Origin of the sequence: Legionella sheltonii (assembly GCF_026191355.1) — a bacterium.
Taxonomy (GTDB): Bacteria; Pseudomonadota; Gammaproteobacteria; order Legionellales; family Legionellaceae; genus Legionella; species Legionella sheltonii.
This window is the reverse complement of sequence record NZ_JAPHOQ010000001.1, coordinates 227641-253831: the sequence shown is the minus strand read 5'-3', so window position 1 is coordinate 253831 and position 26191 is coordinate 227641. Positions and strand designations below refer to the sequence as shown.

Here is a 26191-nt window from a genome sequence, read left to right as displayed (position 1 = left end):
CACCTCTTCTCATGAGCAACAAGCATCGACAAGATTATTTTTATCGATAGTGGTTATTTTTTGGCATGTATACTCCATTTGCAATTTAGAGTCATTACCTCCCATGAAAAATTTCCTGTTTGCAATTTTAATGGGATTGTTGAGTATCTGTGCGCATCTTTTTCCCACGAAAAGAATCCACTTTGTCAATGAAGCACAATGCTCTCTTTGTGAGTCGATTTTTACAGGCTGATTTTCAACAAAGTTTACTTATGCGACGTGCGATCAAATAGCGTATAAACCATCCAAGATTCGCCTTTTCCCATTTTATCGTAAAGAGCTTGGGCCACCCGATTATCGGGCCTAGTGAGCCAATATACTCGACTCCAGTGCCTTAGGGCGCTGAGTTGCTTTAACTCATCCATGAGTTTTTTGGCCACTCCCGTCTTTCGATATTCCGGTTTCACGTATAAATCATGTAAATAACATTCTGGCTCTATAGCCCAAGTACTCTGATGTACGATAAAAGTTAAAAAACCAACCGCTACATTTTGAGAATCGCAAGCAACAAGACAACCTGAATTTTTGTTATCAGAAAGTAGGGTACGCAGCGTATTATCCACCACTTCGGAAGGTAAAGATGTGTCATAAAATTCCATATACTCCTGCCACATCGTTAACCAATTTTCTTGGTCATCCGGCTGTAACCACCTCACCTCATAGTTCTTCATTCAAAGTTCCCTAGCGCCCACACCATTCCCTACCAATAAATAGAGCAGATGTGCAGCGGCAGTTGCTTATGGTTACGTATTTGATGGGGTTTAAAGGATGCAAAGTAAAAAATATCCTCAGCATTAACTCCATAAACCTCCCCCTCATAAGTCAAAATACCACTCCCATTTAATACTATCCAAATTTCTTCTTCTTGGTGATATTCGATTGGCGTTTCACACTGGGGCAATACTTGAAAATAAGTGACTTGAACAGGAGGACAAGCTCGATTTGCTACAAAATCAACAGGGTTAATTACAATCCCAGGAGCAAGATGTTCTGAAGTAGAGAAAAACAATCTTGGATTAGTTACGGCAGCAGACTTAGGCAAGCAAGGCATTTTTGCGCTCCTCAGGTATGAACTGTCGTTCCCAATCTAAAAAGGTATTCTCATGATTGAGATCATAAATTTGCGATTGCGCTATGCTGTTGATAATCTTTGCACTTCGCCATGCCATAACGTTTAAATTGGGATCCGCAATTCCATGGGAATGGCGTGCTGCATTTTGGACATAAATACGATGTTGTTTCGGTCCTTCCCAAGTGATGGAAAAATCCTGATTGACACAAAACCGTCCCTCATCATTTAAAGGTATTTTTTCAGCTAATGAAGAAAGATAAGAAGGAAACTCCCATTGATACCCCGTGCACAAAATCACAATATCCGCAGAAATTATGCTTTTTTTTGCAGTACCAAGCTCCGTCAACAGGAGTTGATATCTCCCTAATTCGCTGTCCATATGAGTTAATTCATGCCGTGATAAAAACTTAAAAAATTTATCCTTATGCTCCAAAAACTCCAGGCTATACAGTTTTTGATAGATGGTTTGTAACAAGTGGTAAGAAATACCGTCACTCGCTAGGTGCTGCTCTTTTAATAAAAATTCTTTTTCTTTCTCGGATAAATGGAAGAAATATTCAGCATATTGCGGTGTGAAAAACTCACTCACAAAAGGAGAAGTATCCATAGGCAATAACTGATATCTTTTTGAAATCCAATTTAATTCTGAAGGTAATTGATCACCATGAGATAAAATATAGTGTACGATTTCAGCACCACTTTGTCCTCCGCCAATAAGTGCCACTTTTTTTCCTTGCCAATTTATCGGATTGAGTAAGAAACTCTGATTATGAAACACATTCTTACTTAAATAAGGTCTGGCGCAAGCAGGAATTTTTGCTGTTAAACCGTTGCCTAAAATAAGATGCTTTCCTTTAGTTTTCCTTTGTGTTGTTTGCATGACAAAATGGGACTTATCGAAATAAATATCCTCAACTTTTTCTTTAAAAAATAAATTGGGTAAAGACCGGCTCACCCAATGTAAATAATGGCTAAATTCAGCGCGTAATACATTTTTGAATTGGGCATTGATAAAACGATACAATCGTTTGTGCTGTGCCAGATAGGCAATAAATGAATAGGGATTAGTGGGCTCAACGAGTGTCACTAAATCATTTAAGTAACTGACTTGGATTTCGGCATCAGGAAATAACATCCCCGGATGCCAAATCATCGCTTCTTTTTGTTCAAAAAAAACACTGGAAATTTGTTCAACAGACGATAAGAGAGCAGCGATACTCAAATTAAAAGGGCCGCCCCCTACTCCTAATAAATCAAACAGCTCATCATGATGCGTTGGGTTCATAACTTAATCCTTTAATATGCGATTCAAATTCATCAGTAATTCGTTTTAGAGTGAGTTTTATTTCCTTCCGCAATGGGCGAGTAGGTTGAGCAAAAAAATCAGTTTGAACGGGTGAATGGTCATATCCGAGCGCACTCCAAATTGTTCCCCCCACTTCCGGCATATAGGGATAAATCACCAAAGTAAATCCTTTGAGCCACCAAAAATAATCATTTGATTTTGGATCTAAATTTTGTCCCAATATCATCCAATCATTGAGTGAACGAACCCCAAGATGTGGTAAAAAATGATTCGGTTGTAAGGCATGCTCTTGGATTGCGAACAAATCAAAGAGTTGATGTTGTAATCGTTCCTCACAAGAGGAAGTAATCACTGCAGGTATATTGGGTATTCCCTGCATTACATAGCACTCAAGCCAATCTAAGGTCCTGTTGTAATATTGGATAAACTCATCCAGGACAAAATTTCCTGTTTGATTACGTACATCAAGCGAGGCAAGATAGAGTCGAATAAGGTCACTGGAAAGTCCCTTGTGATTAATCGCGTCATCTACAGCAATCATATGCTGGCGACTTGTTGAAAATTTACTGCCATCAAGATAATAAAAATAATTAACCAGGTAATAATCAAACGGCTTATATTGCGGGCATCCGCTACTAATCCCTAAGGCACTGCTTAAAAAGGGCAACGCATTATCGATACCAAAACTGGAAATCGTAATCACCTCAGAATCGACAGCAAACGCATTTTTGTTGCTCCCCATGAAGGTTCCTGCGATTTCCCCAAACATTAAAAAATAGGCAAATACAAAACCGTAACTAAACAAAGTTCGAGTACCCGTATTATCGGTGTTATCTGCTAAACCCCACTCACACTGGGTAGTGAGCCTAAATCGATTGTTTTGCAACATTTGATAACGATGAAACAATGTTTCTAAGTTTTTATTGATTCCTTTGGAATTCAGTTCAACGTGTTTTGGAAGCTCTAAAAATATATTTTCAACTTCCCTTGGTAGTAAATGAGCATCGCCAATCATTTCTTCGGGACGAAAATGCGCCCCGCAACATTCACAAAAATAACTTGCTGTTTTTTCAAAACACACTGGGCAATTGCCTTGGAGCCAATATCCGTTCAAATAGCGCTGATTCTTCTCATCCCAAGGCATCTTCTCTTTTAATAGGGCTGTTGCCTTATTGAGCACTAATTGTTGAAAAATTTGTTCATGCCATGTTTGATAAGCTGTGTTCCACGGTTCGGCTAGTGGATTAACGAATTGATCGCATTGGATATGCATGGACTCTAAATCGTGAGCAATTAAGTCATGATAATGATTACCTGTTTCTTCAGGGGTTAAGCCTTCTTCCTCTGCCTTTCCTGCTGCATAGGACTCATAACTGTCTGTTCCCGAGACTATCCACGCCGAATGCCCACACAGACGCAGGTACCGTGCCAGTATGTCCACACTTAAAAAGGGCCCGCCAATATGTCCCAAATGCAACCGCCCATTGGGCGTAGGTACGGAAGGAATGAGTAAATAATTTTTTTTATACTTAGCCATCGCTAATCCTTAGCTTTTTTTATCCTTTAAACTGTCTGCCATAATTTTGATTGAGTTATCCCATCCAGCCTGCGAAATCTGAATTGCCTTTTCTTTATCTCGTGCTAATACCGCAGCGACCAGCGCCTCATTTTCTTGTCTGAATTCAGCAAGTACCTTTTCATCCTGATGATGGCGTCCCAAACATAGAAAACGATAACGTGATGAATGGTCGTACAACATATTTTGTATTTTGAGCAGCCAGGGAGATTGACACGCTTTAATGAGGGTAAAAGTAAACTCTTTTTGTAATGCATTCCACTCCAGCAGATCCAATGGATTATTGGGTGGTGGGGTAAGATATTTAGCGTATCGATGCCAACAGGCGAGAACTTCCGCTTCCCAATACGCATCGCCATGTTGCATGGCTAACTCCAGAGCACGTGTTTCAATCTGAATTCTGACTTCATAAAGATCATATAATTCTTCTAACGATAAAGGAGGAACAGAAAAGCCACATAAATCCTCAAAGTTGACCAAGCCATGAGAGACCAATCGCGATAAAGCTTCACGCAAGGGACTATATCCTACCTCATACCGTTCTTTTAAGTGCTCCATTGGTAATTTTTGGCCTGGGTCAAAATAACCACTTATGAGGTCATTGCGTAATTTTTCTAATACGGAGCTTGTCTTGGATTTTTTTATTTTAATTTGAGCCATGTTTTTGATACTCGTTAAAAAACTAGAGACAGTATCAATTATTTTCGAAAATTTGTAAATTATCGAAAATAAAATAACTGAAATTTTTTTATTGAAAACTGCTAGCCGAATTTTATAAACTTTTGGGTGTTAAACTTTCGCGTTCCTCTAATACAGGCCTAATAAATGCTTTTTCAGAAAACCAATGTGCATACTCATTGATATCTGGGGTAAAGAACGCTTTAAAATCCCACCCCAGTTCATTATGATTAAAAGGTCCCAATTCAATATTCTTTTCTTTGGCAAGCCCTCGGATCATCAATTCAACAATTGCTGAGTTTCCTCGGCCAACGGTTTGTAATTGCGCAAGGCGATAGGCAATTTTTCCTGCATTTATTAAAAACTCCTGAATTTCTTGATTAGAATCCCAATCGCAGCAAGCCTGAAAATCAGGCTCAATTAATTCAAATTGCACCTGAAAATAACTGGATCGATCACGATAATTTTTATTAAACGGGGTTGGACGATGATCCACGACGAGCGATGTTCTGCTGTCCTCTTTACCGTAGTCGTCAAAAGTAATCGTAAGAATCACATCGTCTTCGATAAATGGAAATGGGGACGCTGTATTTTTTTGATGTACTAGCTCACGTTCCTCAAGGGTTAATTTAATCCTAATCTCATATTTGGTACCATTTTCCGATTTTTGTCTGTTTACCTCAACATGCTCCTTATTTTGATGAGTTAAATCCTCGAGATGCTTGTAAACTAAGTTCTTTTGGGTGGGTAGATCCCGACACAAATTAAATTGGTCTGTAGAGACAAAACCCGCTTTATTAATCAACCCAAATTGATGTCGAAATGGACCTTGTTTCAACATTTTAGCGACTTCACGACGTTTATCGGCCAACCAAGCATAAGTACAGCCTACTCGAGACAAGAACATCTCAGATGGGCAATGAATATCTTGATGAACTACGGGGGGTACTTGCGGAAAAGAAGATATTTTTTTTCCTAAATCTTCAATAATGTTTTTGCTCAGTTCAAGCCATTGACTCTGTTTCGTTGCATCAAAATCTTTGCTGCGATCTTTAGAGGAGGCAGTACTTTGCTCTGAAGTCGAAAACAGGGTGTTACGTAATAAGCTTAATGATTCTTTTTTTTCATCAGTCATCACTATCTCAAGCTGCTCTTTATTTTTATTATAGAAGTGAAAAAGCCTCCTCGCTTAAGGAAAAAAATCCACGCTTTAAGCACAGCGATTCATTTTTTTCCAGGGACTCTCAGTTTATTTGAAGATTTTATAGTTCACTTCTATAGTTAATTTCTCCCCCTTCTTTCTGAACATCATGCTGGCATAGCATTAAGTAGTTCATAATTTTCGTAGTGTACTCAAAATAAGACAAATGGAGCTTGCTTATGGATACAAAAGAACATACGGAACTGGGCGATGCCTTACGATTCTTAGACTGGGCGATCTTAAACAACAATCCCTATATCACTATAGATGAGCAGGGGCTCTTGCATTTACACGTGCAAGGGTTTAATGAAGGGGGGCTTCCCCAACCTACTGGATTAAATCTTTCAGCGGGTAACCTTGTAGCCATGTCTGGGGATTATTTTGGTGGTCGCGAAGTATCGCTGAATCTGCCAAGTATTGCTGAATATAATGCAAGTCCAGGAAGTTATGATAGTACAGGCTCTTGTGAAACCTTAGGACAATATTTAATTAAAGAACCCGTTAACGAAAGCGAGGAACAAAAATTAATTTGTTCTTATAAACGCCTCGCTAACAACAACGTACATCAAAGCGATATTGACACTATTTATACAATAAATAATGCCAACTACGTCCCATTTTCAAGTACGCTAAATTTCTATGTACAACAACTGATGTTTGCCCTGAGGGTCAAAAATTATAGTGAAATTTTGAATAGAAATTTATCCCATTTTACTCCATGGTCAGTGCGTGTATACGCTATAGGTCATCATATAGCGCTTCGCTATGCACGCATTTATTATGAGCTAACCCAATTGCTGGCTGATTCAGAGTATCAATCAGAAAATAGCGAATTCAATGCATTACTCAAGGTTATCGAACAGACACCTCAGGGCTTAAATCGTGATAACTTGCAAGATATAGCCTATCGCTATCAGGCTTTGGCTTTGGGAATGGAATTTTTTTGTTTTCACTATTATACCGATCACTTTGCTGCGGGCCATATTGCTTTCGTAGGTGACTTACGTGACTTACTTCCTAAACGTTTTGGAATTTGGGGCAGTATTTTAGTCAATAATTTACACGATGAGTTAAACCGGGTAACCGTCTACACCAAACGTGTATATGATCCAACTCCCGATAGCAGCGAGCCCCCTGTTGAAGCAGGTGGCGATGGTGATTTTGATGTTTCAAATAATTATTTTAATAAGCAAGCCTGTTTGGCGGGAATGATGTGTTCATTGCAAGATCTCCATCAGGTATTTAAAGGCCATGAACTACCTGCACAAACAGAGTATGGTGGCCTGGAACAAATGCCGGATGTTGATTATCACTATCGCCAACCCCAACCACTGCTGCTGTTAGGAAAAGATCAAAAAATTTATTATCGTACCGATCTCAATCACATTGATATCTTATCTCCGTCTCAATTGCGGACAACCTTTAATGATCCCTTGAGCCATGGATACACTGAGTTAAGCAGTACATTGGCGGCATTTTCATTAGTGTTCAAACTTCGCGTACTCCCCTTCTACAGCAGCCAAGTCATACCCCTTACTGCCGAGCAACTGAAATTGCTGGAGGCGGAAGAAAGTGAACTCAATCCAGGGAGAAAGCCGATACCCCAACCGCCAACTGTACTCGTACACAAGCCTGTTGCGACTCCGGCATGGCAATACGCTGCAAGCGATCACGCTGTCATGCAGGGACTAGTCAAGAATGGTTTATTAGCTGCTTCTGGTAAAAAAGCTCGTTCCGTGGACCAAGAAATCATTTTAGATAGCGAGACCGCATTAAGCCCTTCTTTGTAAAGGAACGAGTAGTCTGAGTACCGTACAACGGGGTTAATAACCTCGTCATTCCAAGCGTAGTGAAGGAAATTCTGGCAGGACAACGCGCTACGGCGAGGAGAACCCTCGCTACGCTCGGGATGGCGTAAGGGACTGGGAATGGTTGAAAAATATCCTGGGTTACGCTTTTGCCTTCACCCAGGCTACAACTCGCTCATATTCACCCTACACATTGCTCAGCGCAGAAGAAGAAGGCTTATCTTCCATTGGGTGAAAATTATCAAGTTCCAAAAGATTACCTTCCGATTGTGTTCTTCTAAAACGAGAAAATCTTTGCAGTGGCGATAAGTGCGGCTCTTTTTTAGAGGATGCAGCTTGCTTCTCGAGAATCAATTCGCCCTTCAAACGCGATACATCTTTTTCCAAATCCGGTACGCGAGATGCATTTGTTTCCAACTCATCGAAACGAGAGGCCTTTTTCTCCAATTCCTCTATTCTCACTAGATGACTAATGCCCGTATTAAGATCAGCAATCGCTTTTTCCAAATTGGCGCTTTCTTCATCGACAACGTCTGATTTGCATAATTTATCAATCTTTTTCTTATCGAGCCCACGCCAGCGACTGATTAGGTTTTCAATTCCTGGACGTTCAACAAACCAGTACACACCAAGTGCCGCTAAACCGACAACAAACCCGAAACCAATACTGCCAACCACAATAGGCCACGCCGTTGCTGACATGCTCGCAAAGAAAATGCCTGCAATAGCCAAAGCAACACTTTTTCCCGCAAAAAAACCACCGTTAAAAAAGATCAACCCAGCAACGCCGGCGGTGAGGTATTTCCCAGCTTTTAAGTAAGGATTATCCAAAGCAGCATGCAGCTCATCTCGTGCTGCTTTTAAATCCTGATGTCGTTGTGCCAACATGCGTAAAAGATCGAGATCCGCTTGAAGTTCGTCCTTAGTTTTACCAGAAATTTTACCAAGTCGTTCCCGAAGCGCTTTTATTTGTTTAAATTGCTCGAGTAAAATATCGAGCAATTGGGGTGTTTCTGAAGATTTGATTTTTAAATTTTTGGAAATTTCTACCAAGTCAAAGCTATAAAATACAATAATGGAAAGGATGGAAAATAGGGTACCTGCGGCAAAAATAACAGCGCTAGGAATTGAAGAAAAAATTCCCATGAATGCGGTAACCCCATCGAATCCCTCACAACCAAAATAAACTGTTCCTGCAAGTGCTAATAACCCATATTTGAGTCTCGCTGACGCATCTGCACTGGTGCTATCATCCTCCTTTTCTCCAGCAGGACTTAATGATTTATTCAAATCGTCTAACAACGAAGCTTGTAATGAGGCGATTAAAAAAAATGCTTTATCACTGGTCTGGGTATTAGAGGTTTGCTTAATCCATTGAATCAAAACCTGTCTTTCAATCGTTGTTGTAATATTGTGCAACAGCGAGGTTTGCTTAGAATCGCTTTCGATTAATTTTTTAATTAGATCTTGGCTTGTCGTACTCAGTTCAATGGTCATATAGTCTCCCCCCCCTAACTCTTTGGTGCTCTTTATAAAGCAATGCAAGGGAATATCTGCATATGATACTGATTATTTATTAAACAAATATTAAGTTGTAGATGTAATTTGTAAAAAAATGCTTTTGTTTTGTTAAATAGGAGTAAAATCAAGAGAAATAATCTAAATAACTCGCTTCTTTATTGTAGCGGCAGAAAAAATGTATGCTTATGAACAGTGGCATCTGGATGATGTGCAATATCAATAAAAATCGCTCTTACTCCATTTTTAGGAGAAGAGCTTGACTTCAATTACTGCTTCACCTAATGAATAAAAGGAGATTTTCGATGATAATTTTGTATTCCTATCCAGAACTCTTTGGCTTACCCGATAACAATCCTTTTGGATTGAAGGTGGATACCTTTCTTAGATTAGCCCAAATAGAGTTTCAGCATGAACATATTGTTAATACCCGGAATGCACCGCGAGGACAGTTACCTTATCTGGATGATGCAGGACGTATCATTACGGACAGTAATAACATACTGCATTATCTTTCACAAAAATACGTTAACCTGGATCACCATTTAACATCAGAACAAAAAAATACTCATTTCTTAGTGAATCGCATGTTAGACAATCATTTGTATTGGGTTATGTCCTATTCGCGTTGGCAAGATGATCAATTTTGGCCTTTATTCAAAGCGGAATTCTTAAAACAGCTTCCTCAATTATCCGAAACCTCTCTTGAAAAGATAAGAAAATACAATATTGAGAAATATCATTATCAAGGGATTGGCAGATACTCCAGCAAGGAGGTATATCAATCAGGCATTGAGGATTTGCAGGCAATTCATCATATTTTAGAAGCTAATGAGTTTATATTTGGTACTACCATCCATGCTTTGGATGCCTGTTGTTATGGATTTTTAGCCAACATTGTTTATTTTGATATCGATACGCCGTTAAAGGAATTTATGATGAAAACCTCTCTAAGTGATTATACCCATCGAATCAGAGCGTTATTGAGCTATTAGTCCAAATGAGTTCTAGAGCGTGCAGCTCTTTCTCGGTTAAAAGTTCATATTTGCTCATGGCATTTGTGGTAAGGTTTGGGTAATGCTCAAGACATTTTTTAATTAGCTTTAATAAATCACTTTCATTTATAGGCTTGATTATAAAATCAATCGCCCCTGCTTTTATCGCTTTAACAGCCATAGGTATGTCTCCATAGGCTGTGATAATAATTACCTTGAGCAAGCTGTTTTGCCGTTTTAATCGTTCAAATAGCTCTAACCCATCCATGTCCGGCATACGCACATCAGTAATCAAACAGCCTATATAATCCGGATTATATTGTTCCAGAAAAGTTTTTGCATTCAAATAGGTTTTCACTTCAAAGTTCATAGACTCAAAAAGCCATTTTAAAGCACGTAATACATTCTCATCATCATCGACAATATAAATAGTCTTATTCATTGTAAGGCCCCGAAGTTTGCTTAGGCAGTCTAAAAGAACTTATCGTCCCCTCCCCTGAGGGGTTTTTTTCTATCTTGAAATGCCCACCATGGGCTTCAATTATTTTTCTACAAATACTTAAGCCAAGACCTAAACCATATTCCTTAGTGCTATAACATGAAGCCAGTAGATTATCGAGCACATTTTGTGCAACTCCTGGACCATTATCCCTAATGATAACCAGTACCTCAGCATCATTATTTTTTATTTGAATCAACAAGATTGGGTTCGTTGTTTGTGCATCAGCCATGGCTTCAAATGCATTATTAATAAGGTTTAAAAATACTTGTCGCATTTGATTTCGATCTAAAGAGACTTCTGTTAAATCTTCATCTACTTCATATTGAACGGTTCCAGAAAAATTGGAATACAATTTGGACAAAACTACAGATTGTTTGGCTAATAAAGCCAAATTAACTCGCTCAAAGTGTAGTTCCCCATGCGTTACAAAACTTTTCATCCGCTTAATAATCGTATTGATTAATTCAACTTGTTCCAGTGCCTTTTGAAGGACATCTATAAATTCATTTGCCTCCTTACCACCCTGCTGCAAACGTAAAATACTCCCAAGAAGATAAGAGTTTAGGGCTGATATGGGTTGAGCGATTTCATGAGCTAATGACGATGCAGACTCCCCTGAAAAATAACATCTTGAGATACGATCGAGCGTTGCCTGCTGTAATTTAATTAATTCCTGATTCTTTTTGTGTTCGGTAATAAAATGCCACGTCCCAATCATTTTAATCGCATTATTCTCCGCATCGCGAATATAACGACTCTGAGCCGATACCCATTCATAATGCCCTTGCATCGATTGAATCCTGAAATCCGCCTTATGATCCTCAAAATAGGCGAAAGATTCGAGTAATGTATTAGCAACCTCTTCACGATCTTCTGGATGAAGTCGTGTTATAAAATGATCAATATGTCCCACTACGCTGTCTGGGTTTAAAACGGATAAAGATTTAGAATAACCAAAATCAATGACTTCATTGGTGCTCAAATCCCACTGCCAAACGTTTAATTTGCCGACCTCTAATAATTCCATTAAATAATCACGAGAGATTTCGTAAGTGAGCTTATCTGCGAATAGATCCTCAACGCATTTTAAATCAATAGACATCTTGGATTTTATCATTATGTATCCTCTGTGATTGAGTCATCCTTTCCATGACTCATACAGTTCGTCGCATAAGAAACCATTCTTTCGCTTTTAAAAATGATACCACAGTATTAATACATAATATGAGTTAATATATACCATAATGTTTTTTTATATAAACATTTAGTTGAGCATAAAAAAAATACGACTTGGATTCTTTTTTCCAAGTCGTTATTGAAAGGGTTTAAATTGAGCTCAGTCAGCTAATTCATAAGGGATATAAATTGGATTCCATATATTGGCAGCAAGTTCATTTTCAAGCTCAGCCTCATTGACCCCAGCCAGACCTTCTGAAATGGCTTGTTTCCCCACGGCTTTAGCTACCGCAAGACTAATTGCGCGAAGATCTGCAATGGGGGGGAGAAGATTTGCCGACTTATTTTTTCTTGCAGGAGAACATTCTGCTAGCGCAAGCGCCGAGGCCTTGATCATACCATCAGAAACACGTTTTGCTTTTGCTGAGATGATACCTAATGCTAATCCTGGGAAGATGTAGGAGTTATTTGTTTGGTCAATATGAAACACTTTTCCATTATACTGAACAGGTTCAAATGGACTTCCTGTTCCTATCAGAGCACGTCCATCAGTCCAAGTGAGAAGGTCTTGTGGCACTGCTTCACTATGAGAGGTTGGATTAGAGAGAGGGAAAATAACAGGTCTGTCTGTGTATTTAGCCATAGTTCGCACCACTTCTTCGGTAAACGCACCTTGTTGCGCCGAAACCCCGATTAATGCGGTAGGTTTTACATTACGAACGACATCCAGCAAGCCAATTTCCTCACGGTTACTGACTTGCCATCCGGCGACTTCGGAACGTTTGCGAGCAAAAGCGGCCTGATCATCTGTCAATCCTTTACCACCTTCGACCAGAAGGCCATACCTGTCTACTGCATAGATGCGATCTCCAGCTTCTTCATCGCTTAATCCTGCCCCCTTAAGAGCGCCGTGTATTAATTGCGCAATTCCATGGCCAGTTCCCCCAAAACCAAGGAACACAATTTTTTGATCCTTGAGTGGAATTCCAGTGACATTAATAGCGGAAAGCAGTGTACCTGTCGCCATTGCAGCAGTTCCCTGTATATCATCATTAAAAGTACATAGTTTGTCTCGATACCGGCTCAACAAACGAGCCGCATTTGCACCAGCGAAATCTTCCCATTGCAGTAGAACATGTGGCCAACGACGTTTTACTGCGGATATAAATGCATCAACAAATTCATCATACTCAGCTCCGCGAATTCGCTTATGCCGCCAGCCAATATAAAGCGGATCGGCCAATCGTTCTTCATTGTCTGTTCCTACATCCAGTAAAATGGGTAAACAATATTGAGGTGGAATACCAGCCAAAGCAGTGTAAAGTGCCATTTTACCAATCGGAATTCCCATTCCACCAGCACCTTGATCACCAAGGCCAAGAATACGTTCACCGTCACTGACGACAATACATTTAATCAAGTCATAACGCGGATGAGAAAAGATTTTATCAATCAGGTTCTTATTGGGATAACTAAGAAATAGACCGCGAGGCTTACGAAATACTTCACTGAACTTTTGACATCCTTCCCCAACTACAGGGGTATAAACGATAGGGAGCATTTCCTCAATATTGTTAATGATCAATGAATAAAAAAGGGTTTCATTGTTATCTTGCAGATCGCGCAAAAAGCTGTATTTTTCTAAGGGGGTTGGCAATGCCGTCAATCCATCATGACGACGTTTTTGCTGTTCCTGTAAGGTACTTACTTGGGGCGGTAATAAACCATGAAGTGCGAAACTATCCCTTTCAGCATTAGTAAACGCAGTGCCTTTATTTAATCTGGAGTTATTGAGCAGATTATAACCGGTTAATTTTGTTTTGATGACGCCATCTTTGAGATATTGAGTTTCTTGATCCGACTTTTTCATTTCAAGGTCCTTTTTGATAAGATTAAGTGTATAAACGTTTACGTTAACAAAGCATCGCAATATTGAAGGTAAAACTCACAGCCATTAAGTGACAACGAATCCCCTCTCCCATTAGTGGGAGAGGGGCTGGGGTGAGGGTTCATGAACCAACTCAACACCCTCATCCGCTCTAAAGAGCCCCTTCTCTCCATGGGGAGAAGGGAAATGTATTTCACTTAATGAATGTGAAGGCCCCTACTCTGGCAAAGGGATAAATTCTTTTTCATCACCAGGTATTTTCCCAAACTTTCCTTCTTTCCAATCCAGTTTCGCTTGCTCAATTCGTTCTCTCGAACTGGACACAAAATTCCACCACACGTAGCGTCTCTCCTCTAAGGCAGCACCTCCCAGAATAATCATATGCACCTCAGAATCCGCCACCACTTTGAGCTCAGCTCCAGGCTTAAGAACTAACATCTGCGTGGCATTATAGATTATATTGTCAATGATTATCTTACCACTTAAAAGATGAATTGCGCGTTCTTCTACGGTTGGTGGAATGATCCACTCAGAATGTGCCTCCAACTTGCATTCAACAAAAAGTGCATCGGTTTGAGTCATCACAGAAGATTTAAGTCCCATCCACTCCCCAGCAATGACTCGAAAATGCATTCTCTTATCATTATGAGCAGGGATTACGCTTTTATCATAATGTGTAAATGAAGGATTCGTTTCTTCTTTATTAAGAGGTAATGCAAGCCAACATTGAATGCCAAAAAAATGTTGGGGATAAAAACGGTCCTGTTGCGGCGAACGCTCTGAATGAGCAATTCCTCGTCCAGCAGTCATTAAGTTGACCTCACCTGGAACAATAATTTGATGGCTTCCGAGCGTATCTCGATGCTCCAATCGACCCGAGAATAAATAAGTCATCGTTGATAAACCGATATGAGGGTGTGGGCGTACATCAATCCCCTTTCCCGTATCAAGTTCACTAGGGCCTGCTTGATCCCAGAAAACAAAAGGCCCCACCGTTCTTCTTTCTTTAGCAGGTAATATACGTTTTACTTTAAATCCACCAAGATCCACTGCTCTCGGAATCAACTCCACGCTGATTTGCTTGGGACAATCCTGAGTCTCACCGCGTGGGTCTTTTGCATTAAAATAACTCATACTTCCTACTCTCCTAGACAATTCTAGGCCACAATATTCGTGCTGCAGCATTTGATAAGCATAGCCTAAATTAAGCGTTTCTGTCGCTTGCAAAATAAAAGAAAATTCTTAGACATAATGATAAAAAATTAACTCTCAACCTATTTAATGACTATACTTATAAATAATTTGTGTCAGGGAAGAATTAATATGAATGTTCATTACTTTGATTGGTCTCAAATAAAAAAACACTTTTTTAGTTTAATCATCATCTTTTTATTTCTAGATTGTTTGAGCATAACCTCTTTTGCAGCGCAACCTATCCTAATAAAAAATCCGGATGGCTCATCTGTAGAAACCAAGGCCGATGGGACGAAGATTATTACCAACGCGAATGGATCTTCAGTGGTAACCAAGCCTGACGGAACTAAGATTATTACCAATGCAAATGGCTCATCTGTAGTAACCAAATCCGATGGCACTCAAATTGTGACGAATGCGGATGGCTCCTCAGTTCAAACTAAGCCCGATGGAACCAAAATTGTAACTAACGTGGATCATTCGTCTGTAATCTATAAACCCGATGGAACAAAGATCATCACGAACACCGACGGTTCATCAGTTCAAGTGAATCCTGATGGAAAGAAAATTATTAAGGATCCTAGTGGCAAAATTCTCAACTAGTTGAGAGACGTAAAAGCCCTACGCTTATTAGGTCAGTCCACTCACTTCTTAAAAAATTGAATGTGTTGCCAAAGCTTCAATTATTTTAATCAGCCTTCTTACAGTTTTGCTTAAATTTCGCGACGAATTCATCGAGCATGTTTTGCGTTAACTTATTTTTACCCTCAGCATGATAAGAAGCAAATAGTTGATTAAAACATGGCTGGAGTGTTCCTTGCTCAGTCATCTCTTGCATGTCTTTAGCATGTTCTAAATCAACAAAATTCAACTGCAACTGCGCATTGGAGTTCAGCTTATAATATGCTTTTGCAACACAACAAATGGCACAAGCCGCCAAATCATCATAGGCTTTAACTTTTAAATCAGATGTCTTAGATAATGCAATAAGATCATAGGCAGTCTGGTTTTGACTAAAACTTAAGTGATTATTTACTACTGATACATCTTGTACGCCCCCATTACAACGATCACCACCAACCAGCATTTCGATTTCTAAAGTACGGGTATTTTTTCTCTTTACCTTATAGAGGGTAGTGAAGTCTCCGGTACCTCCGCCGCTATTGATGGTGTAAAGCCAATACTCATTATTTCCAGCATTAAAAAATTTATAATAGCTATATCCTTCTGCTGGACCTGGATATTCAGGATCTTGCCAATTATAGCCTATATACCCTTTAGCAATTAAACTGGAATTATGTCCTTTTACAGCATATTTAGCTTTCGCTAATCCACAGTCTTCCAGATCAATTTCCTTGCCTTCGGAGTTAAAAAAACATAGCGCATCAATGGGTTGATTATGGAACATCAAATCAGCAGGAACAGCTGCACTAATTTTTGCGGCAAATACCGAGGAAAAAATAATAAAGCCGAGTATTCTAATCTTCATTTTAAAAGCCATTCCTTAAATGTTTTACTGCTGCTAACGTTTTATTCAACAGAATAAACCATACCCGTTTGTGCACCCTCAACACTTTTACTAAACGCCAAAGCAACGCGACGTGCAGGTACCGATTCAAATCCGCGAAAAAAAGGAGCATATCGATTCATTGATTCTGAGAGAACAGTAGGGCTTACTGCATTAATACGAATATGATGAGGTAATTCAATCGCCGCACTTTTTACAAATGAATCAATCGCGCCATTGACCATGGCTGCAGAGGTACCCATAGGGATTGGATCATGACTTAAAATACCACTAGTTAAAGTAAATGATCCCTCTTTATTGATGTATTTTATCCCCTCTAACACCAGTCGCACTTGCCCCATTAATTTACTATTCAGACCTAAAGTATATTGTTCCTCAGAAAATTTGGTTAATGCTTCAAAACATACTTCTCCGGTAACAGCAACAACGGCATCGAACGAACCGATTGATTGGTACAGTAATTCAATCGAACGGGTATCTCGAATGTCAACTTGAAAATCACCACTCGTATGCCCCACTTTAATTACCGTGTGGCGTTGAGCTAATTCTTCACAAACTGCATCACCTATTGTTCCAGTTCCACCGACTACGATAACTTTCATTTTGCTTTTCCTTTTGTCAGAGATCAGTCCTTACCAAGATCTATTCTAGACCATATAGCTGTTCTAGAATGTCATCAATGCCTTTTCGAGCAGCTAAAATTGCTGAGGCAGTTTTACAGTTCATTTGATTCGCATCCCCTAACAGCCTGTAAGAACGATGCAAATTCGTTCTGGCATTAAACCAGTATTCTTTTAATATGAATTGCCCGCCATGCTCTACTAATCGGGCAGACTCTTGCATCAAAGAGGAACAAGCGTTTGTCTGATTCGTACTTAATTGGTCAATTTTTTGCGATAATTCATCACATTGATTGGCAAGATAAGCTTTCTCCTCTTCAGGCATGCTGTATGCAGAAAGAGAACATAGAAACAGTGAAGTACTGATAAGAAGTTTTTTGAGCATTTGATCATCCTTTAACAATTGAGGTCCAAAATGTTCACACAAGATTCTTACATGGTATTTTTCACTTTTCAATCCTGGCTATCATGAACTGACGACTCGTTACTCAATAAAAAAAATCAATTAATAAAAATAGGACGTGTTGCCAATTTATCCCCACCGGCTACGTGCCGCGACGTGTTCGCGGCATCCAGGAAATGGTCAAGTTAAAGAACTTAATTCATTGCTCTAATCTAATGATTAATAAGAGCAAACTCATAATATATCGATTTCAATATCAAGTATAAAACGAGTTTGCAATGGCTAGACTAGGAAAGAAACATCAAGCGATAGGGAAATCCGTTGGTGGTAATACAACAAAAATTCATAGGGCAGTTGATGCTTGCCGCCTTCCGATTGAATTTCAATTGACTGGCGGAGAGGTACATGATGCTAAAGCAGCTTCAGGTCTCATTGAAACACTCCCTAAAGCTGATTACACCATTGCAGACAAAGGATATGATAGCGAGGAAATTCGAGATCAGATTAGGCAAAAATCATCTACTCCAATGATTCCTCGGAAGACGAACTCTAAAACTGGGAATGCTGATATTGATTGGGGTCTATACAAATATCGTCATCTAGTTGAAAACGTATTTGCGCGACTTAAACATTTTCGAGCTGTTGCCACAAGATATGATAAATTGAAGAGAAATGATGCGTCAATGCTCGCAATGGCTTGTTCCTATATTTGGCTACCAATGTAATCCGTGAAATTTAGGTGATATCATCGCATTGAGTCCAACACTCTGATCAAAACAAGGAAGCCAAATGAAGTCATTTATGTCTATATTATGGCAAGCAAGCGAAATGGTACACTATACGCTGGTTCAACATCAGATTTAATTAAACGAGTATGGGAACATAAAAACAGCCTGATTCCGGGATTTACAGCTAAGTACAATGTACATATATTGGTTTATTACGAGGTTCATGAAACCTATATAGAAGCTGCTCGACGTGAAAAGCGATTCAAAAATTGGCCCAGGCAGTGGAAGTTAAATTTGATTGAGAACCTAAATACAGAATGGCATCATCTTTATGAAGAAATTTGCCACTGATTAAGATCGGCTGGTTGCCGCGAACACGTCGCGGCACGTAGGCGGTGGGGATGAATTGTCAACACGCCCTAATGAGTGTGCGATAATAAATCTTAACTATTCGATAATATTTAAGACTTTGTTAATAATAGACTGATAGTATGAAAAAAAATTAAAACCTGGGACCACGAAGATGTTTTACTATTACGCTGATAAGCAAATTGCAAATTATTATAAATGGGGAACGAACGAGAAAGGAGAGCCCGAGTTTTATCATTTAGATAATAACCAATGGACACCATTTCCCATTCTAGGCAAGAAAAAAACCGACATGGGTTGGGAATATGATCTGGGTAACATTCATTCAGTTCGGATTACTCTGCATACATTTAATGATTCCAATAGCATGAGTTTGTCATTTTTTACTCGTCCAAAAGAAGGTCTTTTTGGAAAAACCCAAATTATTCCACTTCATTTAATAAATAAAAATTTAGTGCCATTTCAACAGGAGACCGCGAAGGTTCCTGTTGAAACCATATCCCATAAACCGGCTCCTTCATCTCAACCCAACAGCAAGTTAAAAACTTATAGCCTGACCCCTGATCAAAAAGAAAGGCTGGAGCAACATAAAGAAATGCTTAAGGGTCGTTGGTTTGAACGTCGTATCCATGATTATCTATTTTTTTGCCAGGGACGTACCAAAACTGAGAAAATCAGAGAGATCACTAAATTGCTTCATGGCGAAGCCTGCGATCCTGATGTGGTGGAACAAGGACGTACTGGCAAAATTGTAAAGGGATGAATGGTTATTTTCAGACTGTATTTATTGCGACCGAAACCAATTTAAGTGCCGCCGCAATGTGGCACTGATTCTCAGAGAGAACCCCAATAAATCGTTCATTTTTATAGGGCTCCTCATTACCTTATCCTTTTGTATCACATAGAGGTTACGCTTACTTATCTTGGATTCTTTATTTCTGTTATTGATTGCATGATAATAAATGCTGCAAAAAAAAATCATCTATTTTTATTCGATAAAAATAATAAAAAAGGACAATTATGTATCGATTGATTACTCAATTACTCTCTTGTGTTCTGATGATCATGAGCACTTCCGTTTTTTCTGCCCCCATCGAAATCAATCTTGAACCCAATAAGGCTACTGTTTTGGCCAATACGAACACACAAACACTTTCTTTATTATGTGAAATACATGCGGTTGCAAGCGCAAAAAATTATATTTCCATTCAGGTTATTAGTGGAAAAGGTATGTTCAATGGAACGAGCCTGAAACAAGGTGATTCTTTAGTTTCAGCTTTAACCAACCTCCAACAAATTCCCGTAGCAGCAGGTCCTGGGGCCAAGGCGCAAGTCACGAATTTAGGCACGCAACCAATAAAAGCAGTATGCATCTAAGGTGCCTCACATAATCCAGGCTGGTTCCATCCAGCCTTCACTTGCTGCCATCATCTGCATTCTCACCTAAAGAGTCAGCCTGATGTAGGGCATCATACTTCCTGCTTTGTTCTTCCAAGGCCGCTATATCATTGCTGCAAATATACTGCTGCAAGCGATTAAATTTTTCTTCATCCCAACCATAGATGCCCAAGCGAAGAAGGCGATGAATCACCGTGTCGTCAAAACGTTTTTTAACCAATTTAGCAGGGCTACCGGCAACAATACTGTAAGGTTCAACATCTTTCGTCACCACACTATTGGCTGCAATAATCGCTCCCTCACCAATGGTGATACCGGGCATAATCATCGAACGCATGCCAAGCCACACGCCATCATGAATGATTGTATCTCCCTTGCCTTGATATGCTTGCACATAATTGTCTGCAAAAGGATACAAGCAAAACCAATCCGCACGGTGATTATGATTCCCTCCCAACATAATAATTACCTCAGCCGCAATACAGACATAATCCCCAATAAAGAGTTGGTCAATATTCCATTGTGGCTGCCAATTTTTTAAACTGAACTCATCTCCATAGAGATACCTGACGACCGTTTCCTCGAAACTTCCTGTCCATGCATCACTGTAGTAACTGTGGGTACCTTTAACATGAATATTGCGATTCTTAACATTCTTGTGCAGGTACTCTACTCGAGACCAATGTTTCTCTACTGCCGTCATGATGATGATCGTTCCTTTAAAAAAGTTTCATTCTATCCAAAAAGGCAGCAAAAACTAAATTTTTTCAAATATTGTGGATAACCCAAAAAACATTCGTTATCCTCAACGAGGAAGGAGTACTATTAAATCAAAGGAGTGATAAATTATGAATTTTTTCAAAAGAATGGCTATTCCTGTTCTTTCCCTTATGTTTGCTTTACCAACTTATGCAGCAGATACGGCAGGTGGCGGAGACTTTCAAACGCTTTGTACTAATGCTTGGATGAAAAAAGCAGATGAAGCAAAAGATAAAGTAGACTTTAAAAATTTTGGCGAAAAATATTGTGGTTGTGCTGCCAAACAACCTTTAGATAATGATGCCGCAGTTCAAAAAGCAGTCCATCTCTGCATGTCAAGAACCCTGCTGCATGATGCAATGGATTCGTTGGAGGATGAAGTAGGATTGAGTAAAGCAAAAGACAGCGACGTAGCTGATTTTTGCCAAGACAGATGGAATCTCGTTGATCCCAAACAAACAGATGAGGATAAGAAGTTAATAAGTGCTTATTGTGAATGCGCTAAGCCCAAGTTAGTGGATCTGCTCAAAAGATCAAATGATATGACTGATAAACAATATAGCGATGAAATAGATAGCATTGCTGATAATTGTGCTGATAATGCTGTTGCCTCAAAACCCACACCAACAAACTAATCAATGTCCCGTCTCCCTCAGAGGGGGAAGACGGGGACATTTTCTCAAGTGGGATCCGATAGATTAATCGAAACTCCTTCCAGGAATAATAAAGGTTTTTTTATCGCATTGGCCCACTTACTCCCCCAACATATTCGGCAAGGAACAAATCTCCTAATGCAAGCAATCTTTTCTTTGGAGATGTAAATCATGCAGGTGCGAAAAGCAATATGATATTCCAAACCAGCACCAATTTTTTGTGCAATCGCGTCACAATTAGGTTCAATAATTTGTGTTGCTAATGCTTCAGAGGCAAGTATGGATGCTTGGGGAGGTAAATTACTATAAATGCTTTTAAATTCGTTGTCATAAAAAACCATTTCTTTCTCTAAACAATAAGCATAACGATCCCGAGTCAGAGAAAATTGGCATTTACCGCTGTATCGCAAATAATTCGCATGCACATGAGCCGAAGCTAAAAAAAAACTGAATAAAAAAACAAGATAATATGTTTTTTTCATCATACCCTCACCTGGTTTAGTAATCCGGCTTTTGTGCCTAGTTTAGTTAAATGGAAACGACTTAATCCACTATAAATGCTAACGACGCATTAATTCAACTAGGCTGTGTGTTATGATTAATAACTGAATAAAAAGTAGTGATTCCCCCATGCAACACACAAAATATGGTTATAAAGTAAAACAAATCAGCGAAAGTCCTGGATGCAGCTGGTTATTCTTACCCGGTGGTCCTGGTTTGGGCTCTGAGTACCTCACTAACTTATGCAGCAGGTTGCAGTTGCCTGGATCTATTTATCTATTAGATTTCCCGCAAGATGGCATCAATACTCAAGGCAAACTTGATATCAAGTATTGGCAAGAGGGTTTAATTGATTTATTAAAAGACTTTCCTAAACCGGTATTAGTCACCCACAGCTTTTCCGGGATGTTTGCATTAAATTTGCCGGAACTAAAACATCATCTGGCAGGTCTGGTATTAATGAATACCACCACCGAAAACAGTTTTTTTCAGCATGTGAGTTCCATGCAGCAGCAACACCATTTACCTGATTTACTTCCTCCCGCCAGCCAGTATCATTTGGCACCTTCGGATGAGGCATATAAAATGTTTTGGAATACCTATAAACATTACTGTTTTACAGCGGAAGAATTGGTGGAAGGAGAAAAAATCATGCCTCTTTTTGCCTTTAATAATACTGCTTATCATTATGCCATTGAACATTTTTATCCGGATTATTCATGTAAATGGTTTCCAGAAACAATACCCACCTTGACCATTGCCAGTGAGAATGACTTTATTTGTCCGCCCCTAATTTTTATGAACAATGAAAAATTCCAAGACAAAAATTGTATCCATAAAATAATTAGCAAAGCAGGTCATTGTCCTTGGTTACTGTTTTTCCATGAGGTGCAGCTTTGCTTTGATGATTTTGTAATGAAACTAAATTCTGTGACAACAAATGAGTTGCCCTATTGATTAGGAGAATAAAATGTATCCAATGACAACCGTAACCGGCTCCCTGTTAGCCTTTGCCTATATCTATCTTTCAGCACGTGTTATTACCTTACGTCGAAAATATAAAGTGCGAGTAGGAAGCAACGAGTTTGTTGATTTGGAAATGGCAATAAGAGCTCACGGCAATTTTGTTGAGTATGTTCCGTTTACACTGATCTTACTCTTTTGTGCAGAAGCAAATAAAGCCAACTGGATGGTGCTTTTAGCTTTGATTTTTTTGTTTATCTTGGGACGAATCTTTCATGCTTATGCGTTTCTTACCAAAGAGCATCCCCTTAAATTTCGTGTCCGTGGGATGATTTTGACCTTTGTCGTTATTGCCTGCCTTTCATTTCTAAATTTAATACTTCTTTTTATAAAATGACAAGGAAGTGAAACGCCCTGAAAAATTTTAACTGCTACAGGTGATTATATTTGCCCGTCCTCAGGGGTGATTTACATGGTCTTGATTGATATTTTTGATTGAATCCATTATGTTTGTTATGAAAATCGCTCCATTTAGGTTAAGGAATGACCTACCGTCTTATAAATAAACATGTTGATATTTATAAATTTCCTGATGAACTGGAATCCAATTTAGGTTCAATTACTCTTGGCGATTTACATGGCAATCCAATCAAACTCATTCATTTTCTTTTTCGCCATCAAATCATTCAATTCAAACATAAAATTAAGAATGTTGAGGCAGCTTATCAACAATTTGTAACGCTTTATGAGCAGTACGGGGCGCTTCTTGAGGAATATTTGGAAAACCGTACGCTCTTACAATTTACACAAATCAAAATAGATAATGCACAAGAACGAATTGCCAATCTAGAGAAACAAATAATAACCGCTGCAACTGCTGAAACCCAAACACTGAGCACCTTGTCTCAATTGAGAGAACAAGCCCTAATCAAGCTACAAGCCGCTGAAGAGGAGCAAAGGAAGTTAAAACAAAAATTATCTGAACCCAAAGAGAAGCTGGCTTACTGTGTCAGCCAATTTAATGATTTCATGTCCCAATTAGAAATCCACGATAATCAAACCCTGATTCGCCTCATTGGAGATGAAGTAGCTGATCGCGGAAATTGCGATTATTTCACCTTTAGAATCCTTAGTATGCTTCGTCGAAACCATTGTCCATTAAATATTTTGATTTCAAACCATAGCAGCGAGTTTATTTATGCCTTTGAACAATTCACGGCGGGGCAATCCTTTATTCCCCCAGGATATATTGGTGATGTACAAATTCCTTCTTTTTGGGGTCTTAAACTGTTACTTGAGCATGATATTATTCACCATGAGGAGTTAACCCAGTTAATCAACGAAAGCTATAAACCCTCACTTAAGATATTGGATTATACACTCAATGAAAAGGGTATAACTTTATTTAGCCATGCTCCGTTTCGTTTCGATACCATTCAATTGCTGGCAGCACGTGTTGGAGTAAATTATGATGATTCCACGGCGAATGCTTTAGCGGAAACCATTGATCAGATTAATCATCAATTTCAATTCTTCATTGATAACAATGTCATGCATTCACTTTTTCATACGGATGCAATTCATGACAGGACCAATATGTCAGAACAAGAAAGAACAGCATGGCCTTTAATTCATCTTTTATGGAACCGTTGGGAGGAGGCTAAAGAAAGCGAGATGGCAAGGCCTGCGACTCACAAAGGATACTCTATTACTTATGTTCATGGTCATGATGGTTTTCAAAGTCTTCTGCCGCACATTTATAACCTGGATACCCTTTGCGGCAAAGATTCGCGAAAAAATGAAGAGGGACAGATTAACAAAGCACTTCGCTTTATCAAAGAGAATCACAATACAAGCATGGATACAACACCATCAGAATCCTATCTTCAAGAAGTTTTAAGATATAAAGTGTTTGACTCAGACGAACGCAGCTTGGCCTTTGAAGTGCACAATAAACAAAAATCACCCAGCGCGGATCTCAATGAGAGTATAAAAAAATTAGGCCTTCTTGGAAAACCTATAGTGCAGTGCTTCACTTCATCCGTGGAATTAAATACACCAACAACGCAACCCAGCCCGAGAGAATTAATTATCAGGCCAGAAAACGAAGAAGATAAGGTAGTCTTGACCTATGATCAATATAGATCAAGACCCAATGGATACTGAATTATCGTTGGTGCTGGAAAAATAATTTCTTATCACCGTAATTGGAAGCCAATAAAGGACTTTCCAACATTAATGTCCCTATACGATACTCGATACCTTGATATTCTCCATAGACTTCATAGATTGGGCCCATGGGTACTTGTGCCAAAGAGATTCTGAAGTCTTCTCGTGAATTTTCAGGGATTAAATCCTTAACCAGGCTCGTTGGTCGAAAATAGATCCGCTCAGGGAACACAGGGATTCCATCAAATTTTCCATCACTCGTCCACGCTGCTAAATGCCATAAAGGAAGATTATTCGCCGGGTCGCGAGTCCATTCAAATATTTTCTCAATAGCACTCAAGGTCCAACTGGTAGGATGAGGTATTTGGTTCGAAAAATCTTTCGCAAAATAATTCCAATTGCCTTTTTGTCCCTCAAGCAAATTCATCACTTGCAAATTTAAAGAAGGATGCTCTGTGATTAAAAATTTAATCGCCATGCCAGGAATATAAGTATCATCAGCTGGAGGAGTTGCTAACGAAAGACGTGCTATGCCTATTGCCCCCGTCTGATAAATACCTGTGAAGGGATGATCCGGTGAGGGAATTAAAGCAATTTTTCCTACTGAACCATTGGCGTGAATGATTTTTACTCGTCCTTCAGGAATTTCATCACTGGCAGTATCAAATGTAGGGCTTAGGTTAAACAATCCTTTTAATTTTTCGAGCACTTCATTAAAACTATTGCCCGTAAGCTGGGGTAGGGGATCTTCTTCATGGCTTGAGGTAATTTCAGCCCATAATAAATCACGCTTTTCATCAGCAGTTAATTCCTGGTAGTAGCAAGGTAATTGAGCATATAAACCAAAACTCATGAAAAAATAGATGAGCCCACTAAAAATCAAAATCAAACGACGATACATCTCAACCTCCTTGTCTTCAAAGTTATTTTTTTGACAGAGTATACGAAATGACAACGGTTTTCCAGGTCATGTATTCATTAAGTTTTTTAAGAAAAATAGGGATAATTTGCAACACAAAAGATAAAAAAAGACTCACCAAACCGAACGTAGCAAGAGCGTCCCATGCTGTAGCATAATACAACAAGAGAAGATTTTCGCGGCACTTGGAATAACAGCAAATAACCTCGGTTAGGGCTTTGCCTTCAC

At 39.2% G+C, this 26191-nt stretch carries 27 protein-coding genes and 1 pseudogene; 11 read left to right on the top strand and 17 right to left on the bottom strand.

The annotated features are described in order from the left end of the window. Nucleotides 1-245: 245 nt before the first annotated feature. From OQJ26_RS01115 to OQJ26_RS01090, 6 genes are all read right to left on the bottom strand, one after another. Complete coding sequence (locus OQJ26_RS01115; RefSeq protein ID WP_265702067.1) at nt 246-710, bottom strand: GNAT family N-acetyltransferase; 465 nt, start codon at nt 708-710, stop codon at nt 246-248. Nucleotides 711-739: 29 nt separating this feature from the next. Continuing rightward, nucleotides 740-1090: a cupin domain-containing protein gene (locus OQJ26_RS01110; protein WP_265702066.1), complete on the bottom strand. Its 351-nt coding sequence runs from the start codon at nt 1088-1090 to the stop codon at nt 740-742. Further along, nucleotides 1074-2396, bottom strand: coding sequence for a lysine N(6)-hydroxylase/L-ornithine N(5)-oxygenase family protein (locus tag OQJ26_RS01105; RefSeq protein ID WP_265702065.1), 1323 nt, complete (start codon nt 2394-2396; stop codon nt 1074-1076). Before OQJ26_RS01105 ends, OQJ26_RS01110 begins: the two co-directional genes overlap by 17 nt. Then, on the bottom strand, nt 2377-3954 hold the full coding sequence (locus tag OQJ26_RS01100; protein WP_265702064.1) for a methionine--tRNA ligase: 1578 nt from the start codon (nt 3952-3954) through the stop codon (nt 2377-2379). The genes OQJ26_RS01105 and OQJ26_RS01100 overlap by 20 nt, the downstream gene beginning before the upstream one ends. 9 nt (nt 3955-3963) lie before the next feature. After that, complete coding sequence (locus tag OQJ26_RS01095; RefSeq protein WP_265702063.1) at nt 3964-4653, bottom strand: FCD domain-containing protein; 690 nt, start codon at nt 4651-4653, stop codon at nt 3964-3966. 112 nt (nt 4654-4765) lie between these two features. Further along, entirely contained in the window at nt 4766-5806 is a 1041-nt protein-coding gene (locus tag OQJ26_RS01090; protein WP_265702062.1) for a hypothetical protein, read from the bottom strand. Between the two features lie 245 nt (nt 5807-6051). On the opposite strand from OQJ26_RS01090, the gene OQJ26_RS01085 reads away from it, so the two are divergent. After that, nucleotides 6052-7662: a hypothetical protein gene (locus OQJ26_RS01085; protein WP_265702061.1), complete on the top strand. Its 1611-nt coding sequence runs from the start codon at nt 6052-6054 to the stop codon at nt 7660-7662. A 204-nt stretch (nt 7663-7866) separates the two neighbouring features. Here OQJ26_RS01085 and OQJ26_RS01080 read toward each other — a convergent pair whose 3' ends face one another. Continuing rightward, complete coding sequence (locus OQJ26_RS01080; protein ID WP_265702060.1) at nt 7867-9177, bottom strand: hypothetical protein; 1311 nt, start codon at nt 9175-9177, stop codon at nt 7867-7869. Between the two features lie 326 nt (nt 9178-9503). Here OQJ26_RS01080 and OQJ26_RS01075 point away from each other — a divergent pair, with 326 nt between their 5' ends. Then, nucleotides 9504-10193 carry a glutathione S-transferase family protein gene (locus tag OQJ26_RS01075; RefSeq protein WP_265702059.1) on the top strand — a complete coding sequence of 230 codons (690 nt, stop codon included), beginning with the start codon at nt 9504-9506 and terminating at the stop codon, nt 10191-10193. Here the strand turns inward: OQJ26_RS01075 and OQJ26_RS01070 are convergent. The 4 genes from OQJ26_RS01070 to OQJ26_RS01055 form a co-directional block, all read right to left on the bottom strand. Next, nucleotides 10171-10635 carry a response regulator transcription factor gene (locus tag OQJ26_RS01070; RefSeq protein WP_265702058.1) on the bottom strand — a complete coding sequence of 155 codons (465 nt, stop codon included), beginning with the start codon at nt 10633-10635 and terminating at the stop codon, nt 10171-10173. The genes OQJ26_RS01075 and OQJ26_RS01070 overlap by 23 nt on opposite strands. Next, complete coding sequence (locus OQJ26_RS01065) at nt 10628-11812, bottom strand: sensor histidine kinase (RefSeq protein ID WP_265702057.1); 1185 nt, start codon at nt 11810-11812, stop codon at nt 10628-10630. The genes OQJ26_RS01070 and OQJ26_RS01065 overlap by 8 nt, the downstream gene beginning before the upstream one ends. 219 nt (nt 11813-12031) lie before the next feature. Then, nucleotides 12032-13741, bottom strand: a complete 1710-nt coding sequence (locus OQJ26_RS01060) for an NAD-dependent malic enzyme (protein ID WP_265702056.1) — start codon at nt 13739-13741, stop codon at nt 12032-12034. A gap of 234 nt (nt 13742-13975) precedes the next feature. After that, a complete protein-coding gene (locus tag OQJ26_RS01055; protein ID WP_265702055.1) occupies nt 13976-14893 on the bottom strand; it encodes a pirin family protein in 918 nt (305 codons plus the stop codon). A gap of 189 nt (nt 14894-15082) precedes the next feature. On the opposite strand from OQJ26_RS01055, the gene OQJ26_RS01050 reads away from it, so the two are divergent. Next, nucleotides 15083-15556 carry a hypothetical protein gene (locus OQJ26_RS01050; protein ID WP_265702054.1) on the top strand — a complete coding sequence of 158 codons (474 nt, stop codon included), beginning with the start codon at nt 15083-15085 and terminating at the stop codon, nt 15554-15556. Between the two features lie 85 nt (nt 15557-15641). Here OQJ26_RS01050 and OQJ26_RS01045 read toward each other — a convergent pair whose 3' ends face one another. Genes OQJ26_RS01045 through OQJ26_RS01035 form a run of 3 tightly spaced genes read right to left on the bottom strand, consistent with a single transcriptional unit; the run spans nt 15642 to nt 17486 of the window. After that, nucleotides 15642-16442, bottom strand: a complete 801-nt coding sequence (locus tag OQJ26_RS01045) for a hypothetical protein (RefSeq protein WP_265702053.1) — start codon at nt 16440-16442, stop codon at nt 15642-15644. 41 nt (nt 16443-16483) lie between these two features. Further along, nucleotides 16484-17083: a short chain dehydrogenase gene (locus tag OQJ26_RS01040; protein WP_265702052.1), complete on the bottom strand. Its 600-nt coding sequence runs from the start codon at nt 17081-17083 to the stop codon at nt 16484-16486. Between the two features lie 40 nt (nt 17084-17123). Continuing rightward, complete coding sequence (locus OQJ26_RS01035) at nt 17124-17486, bottom strand: hypothetical protein (RefSeq protein ID WP_265702051.1); 363 nt, start codon at nt 17484-17486, stop codon at nt 17124-17126. A 320-nt stretch (nt 17487-17806) separates the two neighbouring features. Here OQJ26_RS01035 and OQJ26_RS01030 point away from each other — a divergent pair. The 4 genes and pseudogenes from OQJ26_RS01030 to OQJ26_RS01015 form a co-directional block, all read left to right on the top strand. Beyond that, nucleotides 17807-18229: pseudogene (locus OQJ26_RS01030) on the top strand (IS5 family transposase); the annotation flags it as partial. An 87-nt stretch (nt 18230-18316) separates the two neighbouring features. Then, entirely contained in the window at nt 18317-18583 is a 267-nt protein-coding gene (locus tag OQJ26_RS01025) for a GIY-YIG nuclease family protein (protein WP_265702050.1), read from the top strand. Between the two features lie 172 nt (nt 18584-18755). Next, nucleotides 18756-19364 (top strand): hypothetical protein, encoded by a 609-nt coding sequence (locus OQJ26_RS01020; RefSeq protein ID WP_265702049.1) that lies wholly within the window; start codon nt 18756-18758, stop codon nt 19362-19364. A gap of 257 nt (nt 19365-19621) precedes the next feature. Further along, nucleotides 19622-19978 (top strand): hypothetical protein, encoded by a 357-nt coding sequence (locus OQJ26_RS01015; RefSeq protein ID WP_265702048.1) that lies wholly within the window; start codon nt 19622-19624, stop codon nt 19976-19978. Between the two features lie 37 nt (nt 19979-20015). Here OQJ26_RS01015 and OQJ26_RS01010 read toward each other — a convergent pair whose 3' ends face one another. Further along, nucleotides 20016-20702 (bottom strand): CatB-related O-acetyltransferase, encoded by a 687-nt coding sequence (locus OQJ26_RS01010; protein WP_265702047.1) that lies wholly within the window; start codon nt 20700-20702, stop codon nt 20016-20018. 145 nt (nt 20703-20847) lie between these two features. On the opposite strand from OQJ26_RS01010, the gene OQJ26_RS01005 reads away from it, so the two are divergent. Then, on the top strand, nt 20848-21393 hold the full coding sequence (locus OQJ26_RS01005; protein WP_265702046.1) for a hypothetical protein: 546 nt from the start codon (nt 20848-20850) through the stop codon (nt 21391-21393). 44 nt (nt 21394-21437) lie between these two features. On the opposite strand, the gene OQJ26_RS01000 is transcribed toward OQJ26_RS01005, so the two are convergent. After that, nucleotides 21438-21896: a hypothetical protein gene (locus tag OQJ26_RS01000; RefSeq protein WP_265702045.1), complete on the bottom strand. Its 459-nt coding sequence runs from the start codon at nt 21894-21896 to the stop codon at nt 21438-21440. A 145-nt stretch (nt 21897-22041) separates the two neighbouring features. On the opposite strand from OQJ26_RS01000, the gene OQJ26_RS00995 reads away from it, so the two are divergent. The 3 genes from OQJ26_RS00995 (at nt 22042) to wip (ending at nt 25041) form a co-directional block, all read left to right on the top strand. After that, nucleotides 22042-22869: an alpha/beta fold hydrolase gene (locus OQJ26_RS00995; RefSeq protein ID WP_265702044.1), complete on the top strand. Its 828-nt coding sequence runs from the start codon at nt 22042-22044 to the stop codon at nt 22867-22869. A gap of 13 nt (nt 22870-22882) precedes the next feature. Continuing rightward, the gene (locus tag OQJ26_RS00990; RefSeq protein ID WP_265702043.1) at nt 22883-23272 is read left to right on the top strand and encodes an MAPEG family protein; all 390 of its coding nucleotides are present in this window, start codon (nt 22883-22885) and stop codon (nt 23270-23272) included. Nucleotides 23273-23418: 146 nt separating this feature from the next. Beyond that, nucleotides 23419-25041 (top strand): Dot/Icm T4SS effector Wip, encoded by a 1623-nt coding sequence (gene wip, locus OQJ26_RS00985; RefSeq protein ID WP_265702042.1) that lies wholly within the window; start codon nt 23419-23421, stop codon nt 25039-25041. Between the two features lies 1 nt (nt 25042). Here the strand turns inward: wip and OQJ26_RS00980 are convergent, their stop codons facing one another. Further along, the gene (locus OQJ26_RS00980) at nt 25043-25945 is read right to left on the bottom strand and encodes a hypothetical protein (protein ID WP_265702041.1); all 903 of its coding nucleotides are present in this window, start codon (nt 25943-25945) and stop codon (nt 25043-25045) included. Between the last annotated feature and the right edge of the window lie 246 nt (nt 25946-26191).

Bases quoted from the DNA above. Each gene is read 5' to 3' on its own strand.
- OQJ26_RS01115 (WP_265702067.1), bottom strand. From the start codon at position 710: ATGAAGAACTATGAGGTGAGGTGGTTACAGCCGGATGACCAAGAAAAT.
- OQJ26_RS01110 (WP_265702066.1), bottom strand. From the start codon at position 1,090: ATGCCTTGCTTGCCTAAGTCTGCTGCCGTAACTAATCCAAGATTGTTT.
- OQJ26_RS01105 (WP_265702065.1), bottom strand. From the start codon at position 2,396: ATGAACCCAACGCATCATGATGAGCTGTTTGATTTATTAGGAGTAGGG.
- OQJ26_RS01100 (WP_265702064.1), bottom strand. From the start codon at position 3,954: ATGGCTAAGTATAAAAAAAATTATTTACTCATTCCTTCCGTACCTACG.
- OQJ26_RS01095 (WP_265702063.1), bottom strand. From the start codon at position 4,653: ATGGCTCAAATTAAAATAAAAAAATCCAAGACAAGCTCCGTATTAGAA.
- OQJ26_RS01090 (WP_265702062.1), bottom strand. From the start codon at position 5,806: ATGACTGATGAAAAAAAAGAATCATTAAGCTTATTACGTAACACCCTG.
- OQJ26_RS01085 (WP_265702061.1), top strand. From the start codon at position 6,052: ATGGATACAAAAGAACATACGGAACTGGGCGATGCCTTACGATTCTTA.
- OQJ26_RS01080 (WP_265702060.1), bottom strand. From the start codon at position 9,177: ATGACCATTGAACTGAGTACGACAAGCCAAGATCTAATTAAAAAATTA.
- OQJ26_RS01075 (WP_265702059.1), top strand. From the start codon at position 9,504: ATGATAATTTTGTATTCCTATCCAGAACTCTTTGGCTTACCCGATAAC.
- OQJ26_RS01070 (WP_265702058.1), bottom strand. From the start codon at position 10,635: ATGAATAAGACTATTTATATTGTCGATGATGATGAGAATGTATTACGT.
- OQJ26_RS01065 (WP_265702057.1), bottom strand. From the start codon at position 11,812: ATGATAAAATCCAAGATGTCTATTGATTTAAAATGCGTTGAGGATCTA.
- OQJ26_RS01060 (WP_265702056.1), bottom strand. From the start codon at position 13,741: ATGAAAAAGTCGGATCAAGAAACTCAATATCTCAAAGATGGCGTCATC.
- OQJ26_RS01055 (WP_265702055.1), bottom strand. From the start codon at position 14,893: ATGAGTTATTTTAATGCAAAAGACCCACGCGGTGAGACTCAGGATTGT.
- OQJ26_RS01050 (WP_265702054.1), top strand. From the start codon at position 15,083: ATGAATGTTCATTACTTTGATTGGTCTCAAATAAAAAAACACTTTTTT.
- OQJ26_RS01045 (WP_265702053.1), bottom strand. From the start codon at position 16,442: ATGAAGATTAGAATACTCGGCTTTATTATTTTTTCCTCGGTATTTGCC.
- OQJ26_RS01040 (WP_265702052.1), bottom strand. From the start codon at position 17,083: ATGAAAGTTATCGTAGTCGGTGGAACTGGAACAATAGGTGATGCAGTT.
- OQJ26_RS01035 (WP_265702051.1), bottom strand. From the start codon at position 17,486: ATGCTCAAAAAACTTCTTATCAGTACTTCACTGTTTCTATGTTCTCTT.
- OQJ26_RS01025 (WP_265702050.1), top strand. From the start codon at position 18,317: ATGGCAAGCAAGCGAAATGGTACACTATACGCTGGTTCAACATCAGAT.
- OQJ26_RS01020 (WP_265702049.1), top strand. From the start codon at position 18,756: ATGTTTTACTATTACGCTGATAAGCAAATTGCAAATTATTATAAATGG.
- OQJ26_RS01015 (WP_265702048.1), top strand. From the start codon at position 19,622: ATGTATCGATTGATTACTCAATTACTCTCTTGTGTTCTGATGATCATG.
- OQJ26_RS01010 (WP_265702047.1), bottom strand. From the start codon at position 20,702: ATGACGGCAGTAGAGAAACATTGGTCTCGAGTAGAGTACCTGCACAAG.
- OQJ26_RS01005 (WP_265702046.1), top strand. From the start codon at position 20,848: ATGAATTTTTTCAAAAGAATGGCTATTCCTGTTCTTTCCCTTATGTTT.
- OQJ26_RS01000 (WP_265702045.1), bottom strand. From the start codon at position 21,896: ATGATGAAAAAAACATATTATCTTGTTTTTTTATTCAGTTTTTTTTTA.
- OQJ26_RS00995 (WP_265702044.1), top strand. From the start codon at position 22,042: ATGCAACACACAAAATATGGTTATAAAGTAAAACAAATCAGCGAAAGT.
- OQJ26_RS00990 (WP_265702043.1), top strand. From the start codon at position 22,883: ATGTATCCAATGACAACCGTAACCGGCTCCCTGTTAGCCTTTGCCTAT.
- wip (WP_265702042.1), top strand. From the start codon at position 23,419: ATGACCTACCGTCTTATAAATAAACATGTTGATATTTATAAATTTCCT.
- OQJ26_RS00980 (WP_265702041.1), bottom strand. From the start codon at position 25,945: ATGTATCGTCGTTTGATTTTGATTTTTAGTGGGCTCATCTATTTTTTC.